13 protein-coding genes and 1 pseudogene are annotated in these 17,664 nt (G+C 55.5%); 6 read left to right on the forward strand and 8 right to left on the reverse strand.

Annotated features, from left to right (window positions below; translation table 11 throughout):
• Positions 1-280: 280 nt before the first annotated feature.
• The 3 genes from N7387_RS00005 to hrpB all read right to left on the reverse strand — a co-directional run bounded on the left by N7387_RS00005 (position 281) and on the right by hrpB (position 5,868).
• The gene (locus N7387_RS00005) at positions 281-631 is read right to left on the reverse strand and encodes a HigA family addiction module antitoxin (RefSeq protein ID WP_279796007.1); all 351 of its coding nucleotides are present in this window, start codon (positions 629-631) and stop codon (positions 281-283) included.
• A 147-nt stretch (positions 632-778) separates the two neighbouring features.
• Positions 779-3,283: a bifunctional glycosyl transferase/transpeptidase gene (mrcB, locus tag N7387_RS00010; RefSeq protein ID WP_279796008.1), complete on the reverse strand. Its 2,505-nt coding sequence runs from the start codon at positions 3,281-3,283 to the stop codon at positions 779-781.
• Positions 3,284-3,417: 134 nt separating this feature from the next.
• The gene (gene hrpB / locus N7387_RS00015) at positions 3,418-5,868 is read right to left on the reverse strand and encodes an ATP-dependent helicase HrpB (protein ID WP_279796009.1); all 2,451 of its coding nucleotides are present in this window, start codon (positions 5,866-5,868) and stop codon (positions 3,418-3,420) included.
• A 92-nt stretch (positions 5,869-5,960) separates the two neighbouring features.
• Between hrpB and sfsA the strand changes: the two genes are divergently transcribed.
• The 6 genes from sfsA (at position 5,961) to panC (ending at position 11,327) form a co-directional block, all read left to right on the forward strand.
• Complete coding sequence (gene sfsA, locus N7387_RS00020) at positions 5,961-6,671, forward strand: DNA/RNA nuclease SfsA (protein ID WP_279796010.1); 711 nt, start codon at positions 5,961-5,963, stop codon at positions 6,669-6,671.
• A gap of 188 nt (positions 6,672-6,859) precedes the next feature.
• Positions 6,860-7,315: an RNA polymerase-binding protein DksA gene (gene dksA / locus N7387_RS00025; RefSeq protein WP_004238923.1), complete on the forward strand. Its 456-nt coding sequence runs from the start codon at positions 6,860-6,862 to the stop codon at positions 7,313-7,315.
• Between the two features lie 54 nt (positions 7,316-7,369).
• Positions 7,370-8,272 carry a tRNA glutamyl-Q(34) synthetase GluQRS gene (gene gluQRS, locus N7387_RS00030; RefSeq protein WP_262858908.1) on the forward strand — a complete coding sequence of 301 codons (903 nt, stop codon included), beginning with the start codon at positions 7,370-7,372 and terminating at the stop codon, positions 8,270-8,272.
• A 133-nt stretch (positions 8,273-8,405) separates the two neighbouring features.
• On the forward strand, positions 8,406-9,908 hold the full coding sequence (gene pcnB / locus N7387_RS00035) for a polynucleotide adenylyltransferase PcnB (RefSeq protein WP_279796138.1): 1,503 nt from the start codon (positions 8,406-8,408) through the stop codon (positions 9,906-9,908).
• Positions 9,905-10,405, forward strand: coding sequence for a 2-amino-4-hydroxy-6-hydroxymethyldihydropteridine diphosphokinase (gene folK / locus N7387_RS00040; protein ID WP_262883545.1), 501 nt, complete (start codon positions 9,905-9,907; stop codon positions 10,403-10,405). The genes pcnB and folK overlap by 4 nt, the downstream gene beginning before the upstream one ends.
• Positions 10,406-10,439: 34 nt before the next feature.
• On the forward strand, positions 10,440-11,327 hold the full coding sequence (gene panC / locus N7387_RS00045; protein ID WP_279796023.1) for a pantoate--beta-alanine ligase: 888 nt from the start codon (positions 10,440-10,442) through the stop codon (positions 11,325-11,327).
• Here panC and N7387_RS00050 read toward each other — a convergent pair.
• The 5 genes and pseudogenes from N7387_RS00050 to N7387_RS00070 form a co-directional block, all read right to left on the reverse strand.
• Positions 11,299-12,642, reverse strand: a complete 1,344-nt coding sequence (locus tag N7387_RS00050) for a TolC family protein (RefSeq protein WP_279796024.1) — start codon at positions 12,640-12,642, stop codon at positions 11,299-11,301. The genes panC and N7387_RS00050 overlap by 29 nt on opposite strands.
• Before the next feature lie 5 nt (positions 12,643-12,647).
• The gene (locus tag N7387_RS00055; protein WP_279796026.1) at positions 12,648-13,955 is read right to left on the reverse strand and encodes an HlyD family type I secretion periplasmic adaptor subunit; all 1,308 of its coding nucleotides are present in this window, start codon (positions 13,953-13,955) and stop codon (positions 12,648-12,650) included.
• Positions 13,945-15,651, reverse strand: coding sequence for a type I secretion system permease/ATPase (locus N7387_RS00060; protein ID WP_279796027.1), 1,707 nt, complete (start codon positions 15,649-15,651; stop codon positions 13,945-13,947). The genes N7387_RS00055 and N7387_RS00060 overlap by 11 nt, the downstream gene beginning before the upstream one ends.
• A gap of 70 nt (positions 15,652-15,721) precedes the next feature.
• The gene (locus tag N7387_RS00065) at positions 15,722-16,150 is read right to left on the reverse strand and encodes an AprI/Inh family metalloprotease inhibitor (RefSeq protein ID WP_279796028.1); all 429 of its coding nucleotides are present in this window, start codon (positions 16,148-16,150) and stop codon (positions 15,722-15,724) included.
• Positions 16,125-17,575: pseudogene (locus N7387_RS00070) on the reverse strand (serralysin family metalloprotease). The gene N7387_RS00065 and the pseudogene N7387_RS00070 overlap by 26 nt, the downstream one beginning before the upstream one ends.
• Between the last annotated feature and the right edge of the window lie 89 nt (positions 17,576-17,664).

Here is a 17,664-nt window from a genome sequence, read left to right on the forward strand (position 1 = left end):
GTCAGCACAACATTGATGAGAAACTACATCGTTTGCAACGTCCGCTCCTGGCACAAAGCAGCCCGTCAGATGAGATTTAGTTTTACATCACAATTGTATCAGACCTAGTCTGAACTAATACAACTGACAGAAGCAATTGCAGTGGTGCAGACTGGCTTTATTCTGATTTATCCGTTTCGTGACGAATTAACTATTCACTATCAGGCATTATCAGCATCTGTTGTGTTTTCTTACTGTTTTTCTCGTCCGACGCTATGGGCCACTTTATGACCGACCAGTACTATTTCTTTTCAAATTCAGGTGATTCCGTACGTTCATCCGACAGCTCATTAAGCCATACATCTTCTTCAGAATCGCCGTACAGCGTGATCCCCGAAATATCGATTTCCTTTTCCAGGCGGTGCAAATCATAGTTTGCCTGTAAGCGCAGCCAGAATGCAGGGTTACTGCCTAATGCTGCCGCTATCCGAATAGCCAGAGCCGGTGTCAGGGCTGTTTTCCCCGATAAGAACCGGGAAACCGTTGCCGGTGTTACCCCGATATTTCCGGCAAACTGACGAACTCCCACACCCAGGTCAGTCAGTATATTGGCTACGATTGTACCGGGATGTGAAACAATAGCCTGTTTCATCAGTGATAATTCCCAAATTTAAACGCGTCTGTTGCCTGACATGTAACACCGTATCATGGTGTTACTCATCATGCAACAGCGAGCTCTATTCCATAAAACAAAACCCGCCCTGCGGCGGGTTTTCAGTGCTTCTTACAGAACAGGGGATTACTGTTCAAACATCTCTTTCAGCCAGCCGGGAGCTTCTTCATCCTGCTGCTGAGCCGGGGCCTGCTGGCCGCACAGTGTCTGTGCGTCCGTTGTCCAGACCGGTAATGTCCGGGTGACACCCACGCCGTTGCAGACAAAATTGCCGTCCGCATTGACTGACATCTCCGCGATATCTTCCGGTGGTGTGAGGTTCAGCGCCAGCGGCGGCTGATTATCCAGATAACGTCCGTAAAGCACCAGAGCACCGGAGCCGCCGTACAGGCCGGACGGGCTGTTGTCATCCAGCCCCATCCAGGAGACGGTGACTTCTTTGCCGTCGATACCGACAAACCAGCTGTCACGCATGTCGTTAGTGGTCCCGGTTTTCCCGGCCAGATGGTATTTACCGAATTTCGATCCCAGACGGCGGGCTGCGGTACCGCGTTCCACCACCTGCTGCATGCCGTACAGCGTCATATACGCCGCCTGCGGAGCCACTGCACGCTGTGCCTGCGGGAAGCTCTGGTAAATCACCGTGCCGTCTTCCGCGATCACCGAACGCAGTGCGGACAGTGTCGCGCGGTTACCGCCGCTGCCAATGGTCTGGAACAGCTGCGAGACCTGCAATGGTGTCAGGTTTACCGCACCGAGCAGCATTGCCGGGACTTTCTGGATATTTTTCGCCGGTGCGCCGAGACGGACAAACGTATCGGCTACCGCATCCAGACCGACCGCCATACCGAGGTTAACCGTCGGTACGTTGATAGAGCGCGCCAGCGCATCTACCAGCATCACACGACCGCTGAAGGTTTTGCTGTCGTTACGCGGTGACCAGGTACCACCGCCGCCCGGCACGTTAATGGTCAGCGGCTGGTCGTCCAGCCAGGTATTCAGACGGTAAGTATCCGGAATACCAAGCGCGGTGAGATAAGTCATCGGTTTTGCCAGCGAGCCGATAGAGCGCTCCGCCGCCATAGCACGGTTAAACCCGGCAAACTGCGGCTGGGAGCCGCCGACCATTGCGCGGACTTCCCCGCTGATGCGGTCAACCACCACCATTGCCCCTTCCAGCGCCGGTTTTTTACGTTCCGCGCGGATGGCTTTCACACCTTCTTCAACGGCATTTTCTGCCGCATCCTGTGAGACCGGGTCCAGCGTGGTGAAAATTTTCACGCCGGACAGATCATCCACTTTATCGCCGAGCTTCTCGCGCAGTTCCTGACGAACCAGCTGCATAAACGCAGGCTGCGGCGTGATCACACCACTTTTCTCTTTTACACCCAGCGGACGTGCGCTCAGGACATCATACATTTCCTGATCGATCACCCCGCCCTGGGTTTGCAGAAGTTTCAGCACCACGTTACGGCGTTCAAGGGCATTTTTCGGGTTACGCCACGGGTTATAGATTGACGCCCCTTTTACCATTCCCACCAGCAGTGCCACCTGGTCGAGGCTCAGTTCATCGACCGGACGGCCGAAATAATAGAGACTCGCCAGCGGGAAGCCGCGGATTTGCTCGTCCCCGCTCTGTCCCAGGTACACTTCGTTGAGGTACAGCTCCAGAATGCGGTCTTTGTCATAGCGGTAATCCATAATGAGCGCCATATAGGCTTCATTGGCTTTACGTGCCAGTGTCCGTTCATTGGATAAGAACAGGTTTTTTACCAGCTGCTGTGTCAGGGTACTGCCGCCCTGCACCGCACGTCCCGCCGTCAGGTTTGCCAGAAGGGCACGCCCGATGGAGGTGATGCTGATCCCGTCATGCTCATAGAAATTACGGTCTTCGGTCACCAGCAGGGCTTTAACCAGTTCATCCGGGAAGCCGCTGCGGGCCAGGAACAGACGCTGCTCACCATTTGCGGATTGCAGCATGGTGATCAGTTTCGGATCGAGGCGGAAGAAACCGAATTCACGACCGTTATCCATGTTTTCAATTTTTTCCAGTCCGCTGCTGCTGAAAGTCAGACGGGCGTTAATCTGCCCTTCTTTACTGTCCGGGAAATCAAACGGACGGCGCAGCATCTGGATGGTATTACCGGTCACAGAAAATTCACCGGCGCGGGTGATTTTGGTGACTTTGCGGTACTGCATGCCTTCCAGCAGTTTCACCATTTCATTCAGGCTGTAATCCATGCCCGGCTCAAGGTTGACGGTGCGTCCGTAAACCGCCGCAGGCAGATCCCAGACTTTACCGTCCAGGCGGTCGCTGATTTTTCCGGCCAGATAAACACCGTAAAGCCCCAGCAGGATAACCATCACAATGCCGAGTTTGACCAGGAACCAAAACCAGCGCCAGCGCCGTTTAGGCGGTTTGTTCTTGCGCCCTTTTTTGCTCATGCGCGCGCTGTCCTCATCATCATCGTCATAATCATCCGGTTCGTCATCACCAAATTCATCATCGTATTCAATATCATCGTCATAATCCTCATCCCGGCGGCGACGGCGGTCTGAGCGCCCTCTTTTTTTACCGGCAGGCGCTTTACTGCCCCTGCGGCCGGTGGGTTCACGATCAAAATCAGACATGGTCTCTCCCGTCAGTCTGTCTGCCGCACAATCATGTGCCGGGCGGGACAGGCGGTTATTTCATCAGTTGCTATTGTCGCCGATTCCGGCAACAGACACAGTAAAAATCCGTTAAACAACGACTATCTTTGCATTTACATAAACTTTTTTACACGCTTTGTCGGCTGTGCATTTGCCGGATCGTCCGGCCAGAAATGTTTGGGATAGCGCCCTTTCATCTCTTTCTGTACCTCCCGGTAGCTCCCGCCCCAGAAGGCTTTCAGGTCGGCGGTTACCTGTATCGGGCGGTGTGCGGGCGATAACAGGCTGACCGTTACCGGCAGCCGTCCCTGCGCCACCACCGGTGTTTCACGCACACCATACATCTCCTGAATGCGGACTGCCATCACCGGCGGTTTATCCGCCGCATATTCTACAGGGATCCGGGTGCCGGTGGGTACTTCAAAATGACGCGGAAACTGTACATCAAGCCATTGCTGCTGCAACCAGTCCATGCGCTGACGCAGCGCGCCGTATAAATCCAGCTTTGCCAGCTGCTGCTGATTGCGCACCCCGGTCAGGTACGGCGACAACCACTCATCCAGCCCGGCGAGCAGTGTATCATTATCCGCCGCCGGCAGCGGCTGTTCCGGGAACAGATCGTGTGCCAGCTGCTGGCGGATAAGTAGCTGCTCACAGGCTTCATTGAATGGCAGAACAGACAATCCCTGTTCGCGGATCCAGCTGAGCAGAGCTTCTCGGACAACCTCATCAGACGGTGCAGCCAGTGGTTTTCGCTCAATAATCAGCTGCCCGCAGGTAACTGCCTGCCACGCCTGCCAGCTGCCTTTGTTTTCATCACGGGTCAGGCGGTTTTCGGTTTTCAGCAGATGTGGTGCCATCTCTGTCAGCTGTGATAATTCAAACGGCACCGCTTTCAGGATCCGTGCATTAGCCTGCTGCTCATTTTGCAGGATCAGCGGGGCGATAAGCCCGGCTTCATTGCTGAGCGGGCTGCTTTCATCTGTCACCGCACCGGTACCGTTTGCCAGTAAAAATGTACCGGTGCGCCCGCGCTTCCCGGCGATTCTGTCAGGAAAGCCCTGTAATAAGGTACGGCACAGCCAGCCGCTGTCCGGATCATGAGACGGCTTTCTGACCGGCTGACCGGCAGCCTGCAACAGCTGATGCGCCCGCTTATCCCAGCGGGCGGAGGGATGTGTCAGGTCATGCAGCAGATTGCCGTTACCTTCGCGGGAAGGCTCTTCCAGTGCGGCAATCAGCCGGGCAGCATAGTATATCTGTGCCGGTTCTTCATTAAGGGTATAAAGCCACAACGCAGAGAGGCGCGGCTCTGTCCCGGAAGCGGCCATTGCCGCGCCTTTGGCAGTCAGTCCGCCCTGCGGCAGAAGGCAGCCCATTTCTGTCAGTAATTTTTTCGCTACCTGTACCGCCACGGCAGGCGGGGTATCAAGCCAGGCAAGCGCGGATACCTCACGGCAGCCCCACTGCGCCAGGTTCAGCATCAGTCCGGACAGGTCACTGTGGCAGATTTCCGGTTCACTGTGCGCAGCGGCGCGTTCGGCTTCCGCCTGTCCGCACAGATGCAGACAGATCCCCGGCGCCAGTCGTCCGGCCCGCCCGGCCCGCTGCGTCATCGATGAGCGGCTGATACGGCTGCGCACCAGACGGGTCAGGCCGCTGCGCGGATCAAACTGCGCGGTTTTCTCCAGACAACTGTCCACTACCAGTGTCACACCTTCGATGGTCAGACTGGTTTCGGCAATATTGGTCGCCAGCACAATTTTGCGCATACCGGACGGCGGCGGTTCAATCGCCTGCTGCTGCTCTTTCAGCGACAATGCGCCGTACAGCGGGCAGATAAGGGTATCCGCATCGGTTTTACCGGTCAGCTGTTCCTGCAACCGGCAGATTTCCGCCTGTCCCGGCAGAAACACCAGCACAGAGCCATCCTCCTGCTGATACAGCTGCAACACCGCCCGGGCCACCTCACTGATAAAAGGCTGATGCGCACTGAGCGGCTGATAGCGTCTCTCCACCGGGAAAGCCCGCCCCTCCGCCGTGATCACCTCTGCCTGCGGCAGCAGGGACAGCAGCTGTTCATTATCTAAGGTCGCGGACATCACCAGCAGACGCAAATCATCACGCAGTGAGGACTGTACATCCAGCAGCAGCGCAAGGGCGAGATCGGCCTGTAAATTCCGTTCATGGAATTCATCCAGAATAATGACACTTACTTCGGATAATTCCGGATCCTGCTGTAACATTCTGACCAGAATTCCCTCTGTAACAACCTCAAACCGGGTGGCGGCGCTGACCCGGGTTTCGCCGCGCATCCGGTAACCCACCGTTTCCCCCGGACGTTCGCCAAGCTGTGACACCAGCCGGTGTGCCACGCTGCGGGCCGCGATACGACGGGGCTCCAGCATGATAATCCGCCCGCTGACAGACGGATCGTTGAGCAGCAGCAGCGGCAGAATGGTGGATTTCCCGCTGCCGGTCGGAGCCTGTAACAACACCTGCGGGGCACTGTTCAGTGCCGTACTGAGTGCCGGATAAATGTTACAAACGGGGGAATATGTCACAAAAACCTCATCATTATCTGCTTAACTTTCGACGCGCAACATTGTAGCATTGCCGCCCCCTGAAAAGTGCAGTCACATTGACAGGAGTTACGATGGAATTTCATCCCCCGTTACAGGCGGGCACGCTGGTGCAGCGTTACAAACGGTTTCTGGCGGATATTATCACGCAGGACGGGCGCACCATCACCATTCATTGTGCCAATACCGGCGCTATGACAGGCTGTGCCACACCGGGTGATACTGTCTGGTATTCCGAATCCGCCAATGCGAAGCGCAAGTACCCGCACAGCTGGGAACTGACGCAGACACAGGACGGGCATCTGATTTGTGTGAATACGATGCAGGCGAACCGCGTGGTGGCAGAGGCGATTGCGCAGAACCGGATCCCGGAACTTGCCGGGTATCAGACGCTGACACAGGAAGTCAGATATGGCAGTGAAAACAGCCGGATCGATTTTTTACTGACCGATCCGCAGAAAAAGCCCTGTTATGTTGAGGTGAAATCCGTCACGCTGCTGGAAAACGGACACGGTTATTTTCCCGACACCGTAACTTTACGTGGACAAAAACACCTGCGTGAGTTACAAGCAATTGCTGAAGCGGGAAATCGTGCTGTTCTGTTTTTTGCTGTACTGCATTCAGGGATTGAGGCCGTATCGGACGCAGCACACATTGATAAAAAATATTCATCACTTTTGCGGCAGGCATCACAGTCCGGAATTGACGTTATTTGTTACAGAATGCGGATAACACCGGACGGCATCACTGCCGGAGAAAAGATACCCTTTGCATTCATGGGGTGAATATCAATTTTTTTAATAATAAATAGGATGTTTTGTGAGTTGCGGAGTGAATAAACACGCTGTTCTTCACACCTTACAAAACTAATGAAAGCAAGGGTTGCATTATCCATAATCATCTGCTATCTATAGCGGCCTATTTTTTCCCCTCTAAGGGATATTGTCAGACATGCGTGTGTAGGAGAAGCATTATGCAAGAAGGGCAAAAACGTAAAACCTCGTCCCTGAGCATTCTTGCCATTGCCGGCGTGGAGCCGTATCACGAGAAGGCAGGCGAAGAATACATGAACGAAGCCCAGTTGGCCCATTTCAAGCTGATACTTGAAGCATGGCGCAACCAACTCAGGGATGAAGTAAACCGCACTGTCACGCACATGCAGGATGAAGCAGCTAACTTCCCGGACCCGGTTGACCGGGCCGCTCAGGAAGAAGAATTCAGCCTGGAACTGCGCAACCGTGACCGCGAACGCAAACTGATCAAAAAGATCGAAAAAACCCTCAAAAAGGTTGAGGACGACGATTTTGGTTTTTGTGAGTCCTGCGGGGTCGAAATCGGTATCCGCCGTTTAGAGGCGCGTCCGACCGCAGATTTATGTATCGACTGTAAGACGCTGGCTGAAATCCGCGAAAAGCAGATGGCGGGCTGACAGATTCACCACAGACGGCGCTTTGACAGCGCCGTCCGTTTTTATGCCTCTTCAATGACGGAATATTCTGCCGGCTCAGCGCCCGGTTACACCGGCCGCTTCGCACCATCACCTTCCGGTGCGCTTCATTTCGGCTCTCTGGTGACCGCACTGGGGAGTTATCTTCAGGCCCGTCACCTCGGCGGACGCTGGCTTCTCCGTATTGATGATATCGACCCGCCCCGTGAAGTCCCGGGCGCTGCGGATGCTATCCTGCGAATTCTTGACCATTACGGCCTGCACTGGGACGGCGATGTGCTGTATCAGTCGCGCCGCCATGATGCTTACCGTGACGTGATTGAACAGCTGAAAGCCACCGGGCTGTGCTATTACTGCACCTGCACACGGCATGATGTCCATGACAGCGGCGGTCATTACCCCGGCACCTGCCGTCAGCGCGGACTGCCGCCGGATAACGCCGCACTGCGGCTTATCAGGACGCATCCGGTGTACCATTTTACCGATGGCCTGCGGGGGGATGTGTTTACCGATAACGCCACGGCAGAGGAAGATATCATTATCTTCCGCAAAGATAAGCTGTTTGCCTATAACCTGGTAGTGGTGCTCGATGATGATTATCAGGGCGTGACAGAGGTGGTCAGAGGCGCAGATTTACTGTATCCCACCTCACATCAGCTCTCATTATACCGCCAGCTCGGGCTGCCCGCGCCGCATTATCTGCATTTGCCGTTGATGCTGGGCCCGGCGGCGCGTAAACTCTCCAAGCAAAATCATGCCACCCCGGTGCCGCTCAGTGATCCGCGCCCGCTGTTATGGCAGGCGTTGCAGGTGCTCCGGCAGCCGCTGCCGGAAACGGATCCGCTGTCGCTTTCCCTGACTGAACTGCTGGCATACAGTGTGCGGAACTGGGATATTACTGCCGTCCCCCGCAATGATGTGGTGACGGACAGGGAATAATTCCGCAATATCCGGGCTAAGGCATTCTCAAAAAACCAAGTGTACGATATTATTAGTCGCTTATTTTTTAGATCATTTAATTGTTATACAGAGGTGTACCATTTTAAACCGAGTCGCAAAGTTCTGTCGCAGTCTGATTTCCCGCGAGAATAAGGCAGATTGCACAGAGGCTGCCAGTGAAAGGCCGGCCCCGAATGCTGACCATACGCCGCAGAATCCGTCACACCGTGAGGCTTCCCCCGCGCGTCCTGCCGCTAAACGCAAGAAACCGGCAAAAAATATGGATAACAGCGGGACAGTCAGCGCAACGGTAATTCCCCGCAACAGTCACTCTATTTCCCGTCAGGACATCAGCGAGAATGCGCTGAAGGTTCTGTACCGCCTGAATAAATCCGGTTTTGACGCTTATCTGGTCGGCGGCGGTGTCCGTGATCTGCTGCTGGAGCGCAAACCCAAAGATTTCGATATCGCAACCAATGCCACGCCGGACGAAGTGAGAAAACTGTTCCGCAACTGCCGTCTGGTCGGCCGCCGTTTCCGTCTGGCTCACATTATGTTCGGCCCGGACATTATCGAGGTCGCGACCTTCCGTGGTCCGCATGACAATAATGAACCGGCTGATGACGGCAAAGCCCGTTCTCAGCAGGGCAAAAACGGCATGCTGCTGCGCGATAATATTTTCGGCACCATTGAAGAAGATGCTGTCCGCCGCGATTTCACCATTAACAGCCTTTATTACAGCGTGGCTGATTTTACCGTCCGTGATTATGTCGGCGGGCTGGCAGATTTACAGCAGCGCATTATCCGCCTGATCGGCGATCCGGAAACCCGTTACCGGGAAGATCCGGTGCGTATGCTGCGCGCCATCCGGTTTGCCGCCAAACTGGATATGACCATCGAACCGAAAACGGCCGCACCTATCCGCACGCTGAGCACCTTGCTGCGCGATATCCCGCCTGCACGTCTGTTCGAGGAAGTTCTCAAGTTATTACAGGCCGGCGACGGGCACCGTACGTTTGAATTATTACGTGAATACGATCTGCTGGATATGCTGTTCCCGCTGGTTGCCGGGCCGCTGAAAGAGAACCCGGACACCCCGCTGTCCCGTATCGTGGATCAGGTACTGAAAAATACCGACTACCGTATTCATAACGATCAGCGCGTCAATCCGGCCTTCCTGTTTGCCGTGATGCTGTGGTATCCGCTGTGCGAACATGCGGAAAAACTGACCCAGGAGAGCGGGCTGGCCTATTACGAAGCCTTCGCGATCGCCATTAATGACATCCTGGATGAACAGTGCCGCGCGATTGCTATTCCGAAACGCCTGACCACCACCATGCGTGATATCTGGCAGTTGCAGTTACGTCTGCCGCGCCGTCAGGGCAAACGCGCGATCCGTCTGATGGAAAATCAGAAATTCCGTGCTGCTTTTGATCTGCTGGAACTGCGCGCGAATGTGGAAGGCCGTCATGAATTGCAGGAACTGGCTCACTGGTGGGCGGATTTCCAGCAGGCGAATGCCCCGCAGCAGCGCTCGATGGTGACTGAACTGGGCAGTGATCCGGTCAAACGCCGCCCGCGCCCGCGCCGCCGCCATCCGCGTGCCCGTCAGGGTAACGGAAAAAGCGAATCATGATTCCGGTCTATATTGCGATCGGCAGTAATCTTGCCGATCCGCTTGACCAGGTTAACCGGGCGATTGCCGCGCTGGATGCTGTCCCGCAAAGCCGCCTGGTGCGCCACTCTTCTTTTTACCGTACCGCACCGATGGGCCCCGCCGGACAGCCTGACTATCTCAATGCGGCTGTTCTGCTGGAAACCGACCTGACACCACACCAGCTGCTCGATGCCACCCAGGCCATCGAACTGGCACACGGTCGCGTCCGCAAGGATGAGCGCTGGGGTCCCCGCACGTTAGACTTAGATATCATGCTGTTTGGTGATAGGGTTATCAGTGATGCGCGGCTGACCGTGCCGCATTACGGCCTGAAAGTGCGTGAATTTATGCTGTACCCGCTGGCCGAAATCGCCCCCGGGCTGATTCTGCCGGACGGCGAATCACTTGCTGCGGTTGTTGCCCGCACCCCGGAAAACGGGCTTGGCTTCTGGTCATCATCAGAGCCGGTACGCTGAACGTTCTGCTCAACAGACAGATAAGGAGACACTGATGCGGATTATTGAAACTGCGCTGATCCTGCGCAAAGAAATTGCCCGTCTGCGGACTGACGGCAAACGTGTTGCGTTTATCCCGACCATGGGAAACCTGCATGACGGTCACCTGGCACTGGTAAAAGAAGCCCGTGCACAGGCAGATATTGTCGTGGTATCTGTCTTTGTCAACCCGCTCCAGTTCCCCCGTGAAGATGATTTGCAGCGCTATCCGCGCACGCTCCAGGCAGACTGCGAGAAACTGAGCAAAGCGCAGGTGGATCTGGTGTATGCCCCGGCGGTCAGTGATGTTTATCCGCACGGGTTAGCTCACCAGACTCAGGTGGTCGTACCGCCGCTGGTCAGTCAGTGTGATGAGCCGCATCAGCGCACCCGTCTGCGCGGTATCGCCACCGTGATGTGCAAGCTGTTCAATCTGGTGCAGCCGGATATCGTTTTCTTCGGTACCAACGACCATCCGCGTTTCCTGACTATCCGCCGTCTGATCCGTGACCTGAATTACGATATCGCACTGGCCGCCATTCCGACCGTCCGGGAAAAAACCGGGCTGGCACTCAGCTCCTGCAATACCCTGCTGAATAAAGAGGAAAAAGAGGCAGCACCGCATCTGTATCAGGTTATGCAGACCCTCGCGGATATGATCCGCGAACGCCCGAGTGCTATTGCCGAAAGTCTGGATAATGCCCGTGACGATTTAAACCGTGCCGGATTCCGTGATATCAGCCTGGAAATTTGTGATGCTGATGATCTGGAAGCGGTGCGCGTCAACAGTGAGAAGGCCGTGATTCTGGCCTCTGCCCGGCTGGGAAATATCCGCCTGATCGACTGCCTGCATGTTAACATGCCGAACCCGGCGGTCAGTGAAACGGCCTCTCCGTCACGGTAAAATAGCCCTCAATCTGCCTGAAAAGCCCGGTTTCCGGCGTGCTGCTGTAATGATGCAGCCGGAACCAGGCCAGAAGCCCGTCATAGCGGGCTTTTGTCAGTTCCTGCTCCGCCTGATAATACCGATCCCGGGCATGTGCCACCTCCGGCTGACTGTTCTGCCCTGCCTCATACCCCTTTTCCGCCGCCGTGACCTGTAACTGCGCTGCCGCAGCGGCCTGCTCCAGTGCCGCCAGCTGTATACTGCTGTGGCGGAACACCTGATACAGACGCGCGAGGTCACGCCGGCGTGTCTGTACCAGCGCATCCTGCTCATACTGCGCCTGCTGAATCTGAGCAGATACCTTACGCACCCCCGCCAGATCTTTTCCGCCGCTGAACAGCGGAACGGAAATGTGAATCCCGGCGCTGAGATTACGGTAGCGCTGTCCCACGGTATCACTGCTGTCTGACCGGGTATCCGACCAGGCGGCAAAGAGCTGTGCCGATGGCATAAACGCCCCGCGCTGTACCTCTGCCGCCGCTTTTGCCAGCGCAGTTTCCTGCTGTGCCGCTTTGATTTCAGGATGCTCCGCCACCATCAGCTGTTCCTGAGCCGCATAATCACCGTCATTCAGATACGGTAACCGGAAAGTCCCCGCTTTCAGTGCCGGCATATCCTGCATCCGTAACTGCGGCAGGCCGGTAAGATCAGACAATATCAGCAACGCATTCAGACTTTCTGCTTCGGTTTCCGCAACCTGCGCCTGACGCTGCCGCAGGCGGGTACGGGCAGATGCAACCTCCGTCACCGTTCCTTCCCCGAGCTGCAAAAGGCGCTGAGCAGCGGTCAGCTGCGCGGTGTTCAGCGCCAGCCGGAGCCGGTCTGTGTTCTGTATTTCCAGAACACAGGCCAGGTTCAGATACGCAGAAACCAGCCGGTTAATCAGTTCTGCCTGCTGTATCTGTAAGCGGCTCTCTGCGGCTGTGCCGCGTATCTGTGCGCTCCGGTACTGATGGTATGCCGTGTAATCAAACAGCGGCTGCGTCACCACCAGGTTGAGGGAATGGCTGCTGTAACCCCGCTTACCGACCACCGGTGCCCGCTGTGTCAGCCGGTTATACGGCGTGTTCTGATAACTCAGCCCGGCGGACGGCAGCAGGTGTGATTTCCCGGCAGCAGCCTCCGCCTGTTCCGCCTCATAAGCCTTTCCCGCAGCACGGAATGACAGATCATTGTTCAGCGCGGACTGACCGAGTTCAGATAATGTCACCGCCTGCACACCGGCGGACAACAGACACAACAGTGCCGCAAAAAGGCGTTTTGCAGAATGCATACGGATCACTCCTCAGTCAGCGCGAAAAAGAGCCGGCCAGTCACAGGCTTAAACAGATAACTGAGCAGTGACCGCTCACCGGTGCGGATAAAAATCTCAGCGGGCATACCGGGTTTGATCACCTGAGCCGCCGCCGTTTCCGGCACCGCAATCTGAATCTGATAATAAGGCTCCCCGTTTGCCGGATTGATCAGACGATCGGCGGAGATCATTGTCAGTTCGCCACGCAGTTTTGGGGTCAGGTTCTGATTGAATGCAGTAAACAGCAGATCAGCACTCTGACCGGGAGCGACTTTATCTATCCACTGTGGTGATAATTTTCCTTCAATAATCAGCGTCTGCTGCGCAGGCACCACTGACATCAGTTTTTCCCCGGCTTGCACCACACCGCCTGCGGTAAACACGGACACATCCATAACGGTGCCGGTCACCGGCGCGGTGATAACATGCTGTTCCAGCCGATCATTCTCAATTACCTGCTGTTTTTTCAGCTCACTGCGCTGAACTGACAGGCGCGATAATTCCTCGCGGATCCCGCTGTGAAAAGCCGCCCGCCGCTGTGTGATCTGCTCTGTCTGCGTGGCTTTTTCTTCCTCCGCACGGCTTATCTGTAACCGGGTGTCATCCGCCTGATTACGCAGTGCCGCACTTTCCCGGCGGATTTCCTGATAGCGGTGGCGCGGCAGATACCCCTCATCCGCCAGAGATTTCAGATTTGCCGCCTGTGCCGTCAGGCTGTCCGCCTGTTGTGCGGTACTGCGGGCAATGTCCCGCAGAGTAATAAGCCGCCGCGTCAGGCCGTCAACCGTGATCTGACGTGCCTGAAGCTGACTCTCCAGTTCAAGCCGCCGGTCTGTGAGCAGTGCATTCTGAGCCTGTAATTGCGCCCGGCCATACGCGGACGGGGCATAAAACACATCATCCGCCGCCGGGGCAAATACCGGTTCACCGCGCAGTTCGGCCTCCAGCCGCCGTTGGATCAGCAATGTGCTGTCGAGCTGCTCTGCCAGCGACACCGCCTGAGCCTGAGACTGCACCGGGCGCAGCCGTACCAGTACCTGATCTTTTTCCGCCCGCTGACCGTTCTGCACATAAATCTTAGAAATCACGCCATCCGCCGGAGACTGCACCTGCTTGATATTACCGGCAATCACAACCGTTCCTGATGCGGCAACGCCCTGATCCAGCGGTGCAAATCCCGCCCACACCAGAAAACCGGCAAAGCCGAAAGCAACCACGTATTTCCCCGCCCGCTGATACCCGCCGGTATCGGTTTTTACCCCCGGCACCGCGGACAACCATTTAGTGATCATTATTTTTACCCGCCTGATGATTAAGTGTTTCAATGACCTTTTCCGCCGGGCCAAAAAGCTGCATCCGTCCGCCTGCAAGCAGCAACAGCTTGTCCGTCACGGACAGCAGCGGTTTATGGTGAGTAATAAGCACAATGGTTTTTCCCTGTTTTTTCAGCGTATCCATGGCAGCTAACAGCGCACTGAGCCCGGCATCATCCAGCGCGGCATTGGGTTCATCCAGAATGATCAGTGCCGGTGAGCCGTACAGTGCCCGTGCCAGGGCTATCCGCTGCCGCTGACCGCCGGAAAGGCCGGTACCGTCAGCACCGGTCAGCGTTTCATAGCCCTGCGGCAGTTGCAGGATCAATTCATGTACCTGTGCCAGTTTCGCCGCACGGATGATATTTTCCGGATCAGCACCCGGGTCAAAACGGGCAATATTATCGGCGATTGTGCCGGGAAAAAGCGCAATTTCCTGGGAAAGATAACCGATATATTTGCCGGACACCGCTTTGTTCTGCTGACAGAGATCGGCCCCGTCCAGCCGGACAGCCCCGCGTGTTGCAGGCCATAACCCGGCGAGCAGTTTTGCCAGTGCCGATTTTCCGGCACCTGACGGACCGATGATCCCCAGCACCTCCCCCGGTACAAGGCTGAAATGCAGATTGTGCAGCTGCGGCGTGTCAGCGCCGGGATAACCCGCCTGCATCACGGAGACGGACAAATTACCCTGCGGAACCGGCAGTGCCAGCTTCTGCGTTGGTTGCGGGTGAGCCGCCAGCAACGCCGTAAGCCGCTGATACGCCAGCCTGCTCTCTTTCGCACTTTTCCACACCCCGGTGACCTGTTCGACCGGCGACAGCGCACGTCCCAGCAGAATCGACCCTGCAATCATCATGCCGGGCGAAATGGTGTTATCCAGCGCCAGCCAGCCGCCCAGCCCCAGCATCAGGGATTGCAGGATCAGGCGCACAGTTTTGGTGGTTGTCATGATTTTTGCTGAATAATCACTGGCCTGCGTCTGTTCCTTCAAACTATCGCAATGCCGGTTCAGCCAGCGCTGACGCAGATATTGCTGCATTCCCATCGCGTCAGCCGTCTCCGGATGAGCAAAATGGCTGCTCTGCATGCCCTGTGCGGCGGAGGAACTGCGGTTTGCGGCGGTCAGCGGCGCCCCGGAAAGCCGTTCATTGAGCAGTGCGAGCGCAATCAGCACGGCGGCACCGCCGCAGGCAAATAACCCGAGCCACGGATTAAACAGCGCGATCACCAGCAGATAAAGCGGAAACCAGGGCAGATCGAGAAAAGCAAAAACACCGTTGCCGGTCATAAAACGGCGCAGGATCATCAGATCGGTCTGTGCCTGTAACGGCAGATGCCCCGGCGTGCGGTGCAGTTTTGCCTGAAACGCGGCGTCATAAACCCGGCTGTTCAGCGCCAGATCGAACTGGTTACTCATACGGATCACCAGCATATTGCGCAAATAATCGAGACCGCCGGTCAGCGCCAGTAACCCGGCCATTATCAGCGTCAGCATCAGCAGTGTCATTTCATTGCCGGAAGGCAGAACACGATCGTACACCTGCAACATATACACAGACGGCACCAGCATCAGCAGATTAATCAGCGCGCTGAATAATGCCAGTGAGGTAAACAGGGACTTACGGGCGGCAATAAATGCCGTAATGTCATTTCTGGTTTTCCCGGAAAGCATACACAGGGACTCCGCCCGGCCTGTCTGCCGGGATTGATAGTATTAATCACAGGGTAAAAAAGAGATAAAGTTACTCTTTCAGAAGACGTGCGCCATTGTCATGCCAGATTTCCGCACAGTAACGGCCGGGGGCTTCAGCGGAAAAGAAATAACGGGTAGTACCGTCTGCGCTGAGAAACGCAATACCGTCCGGCGCCGGACGCCAGGCCGTTATCTGCGGCTGTGCCGTGAAATACAACTGAAACCCGTCTGTTGTGCTGTCGGGAACCGCCGTGAGTTCGACCGGCTGCGTCTGCCCGTCCTCCGTAAACTGCCAGTGCCCCTGAAGCGCTTCTGCAGCGGGAATTTTCTGGCTGATTGCCGCGCTCTGCCCGGATGACAGCAGCGAAAACAGTAATAATGATGTCCGCGTGATATGCATGATACCTTCCTGAATGCTGCGGACGCCGCACCGGCCGCGCCCGCCTGCTGCGTTAAACGATAAAGTCAGTGTGAACATTCACCATACCGGTGATATCCACTTTAAAATCAGGCTGACACTGATTTCCGCTGATATTAATCAGCAGTTCAGTCAGGTTCAGCCCGTCATCATAGCGGAGCACCGCTTCCCCGGCCGTACCGGTAAATTCATCGGTGAAATAAATGAATTTGTCCCCGAAACTGTTCTGATTCAGCCCCTGCAGGTCAATTCTGTCCAGACCGGTTGAGAAATCACGGATATGATCAGGCTTCTCAAACGGGGAATCCGTCACCGCCGAGAACACGAAAATATCGTTCCCGGTACCGCCCCCTGATCCTGCCCGGCACCGCCGTACAGCACATCATCCCCGCCGTTGCCCATCAGGATGTTGTTCTCATCGTTGCCGATGATCACATCGTTTCCGCGCCCGCCAAACGCATTTTCAATCTTCACACCATGCGCGATTGACACATTCCCTGTCAGACCGCCGACATCCGAAAAATCCCCTTCGCGCAGGGAAATTTTCTGATCCTGCTTATAACGGGAGAAATTCAGGGTGTCATTACCGCCGCCGTCCCAGACGGTAAAAATAAGCTTATCTGTGGCACTTTTGGCAGAGTAATAATCGCGCCCGGCATTAGAATCAAAGCCGTACACAGTGTCATCCGTGCGGATGTTATAATTTGCGCCATACAGTTTCTGAATCGCGGTAATATCATCCAGCAGTGGTGCGGAAGCGTAGTAACCTTTGTGATCCGCACCGGTGATTTTCTCACTCCAGTAACTCATCACGCTGTACTGACGGGTATCCTCAGCATAAGCCGCATCCTTATAGGAAGGGCGCCCCTGACCGGCGTTATAATTACCCGGATGATTTAACCCGAGGGTATGGCCAATTTCATGAATAAATGTCTTACGGCCATAGTTTCCGGACACCGGCGTTATATTCAGTGCCCCGGGTTCTGAGCTGTACCAGGACTGGCCGGAAACATCAAAGCCCCGTGAGTCGGTATACGGATCACCAAAATAATCTTTGGTGTGCGGCAGCCAGGCGTAGGCCTGTGTGTATTTATCATTGATATAACCAAAGGTGATATTGGTGTAGATATCTCCCCGGCCTGCATCCACTTCAGTAAAGGTAATGTTTGCCACGTCAGCCCATGACTGCAATGATAACCGGGCCTGATCTTTCTGATAGTCATTGAAACCCTGTAATCCGGAGTTTCCTGCCGCGTTATAATACATCCCTTCCCATGTCGGGAATGAATAGGTGATTTCCGCCGGTTGCCCGAGCACACCCGCGCCATTCCAGCCGGTATTGGTTCTGACAATCTGACTGCCCGCATCAAAGGTATTATATGAAATTTTATTATTAATCCAGTTCCCTTTACCCCGTCCCGGGCTGCTTAATACATCATCGACCAACGACCATCCGTCTTCCCTGCCGTATGCAGCGATACCCATAAAAATATCTCCGAATGTAATAATGAAACAGAATGAAATTTATCCTTAAACATCAGTACACAGCCGGTTTTTACCAGCCCGCACACGAT

Origin of the sequence: Morganella sp. GD04133, from assembly GCF_029835375.1 — a bacterium.
GTDB classification, from domain to species: domain Bacteria; phylum Pseudomonadota; class Gammaproteobacteria; order Enterobacterales; family Enterobacteriaceae; genus Morganella; species Morganella morganii_B.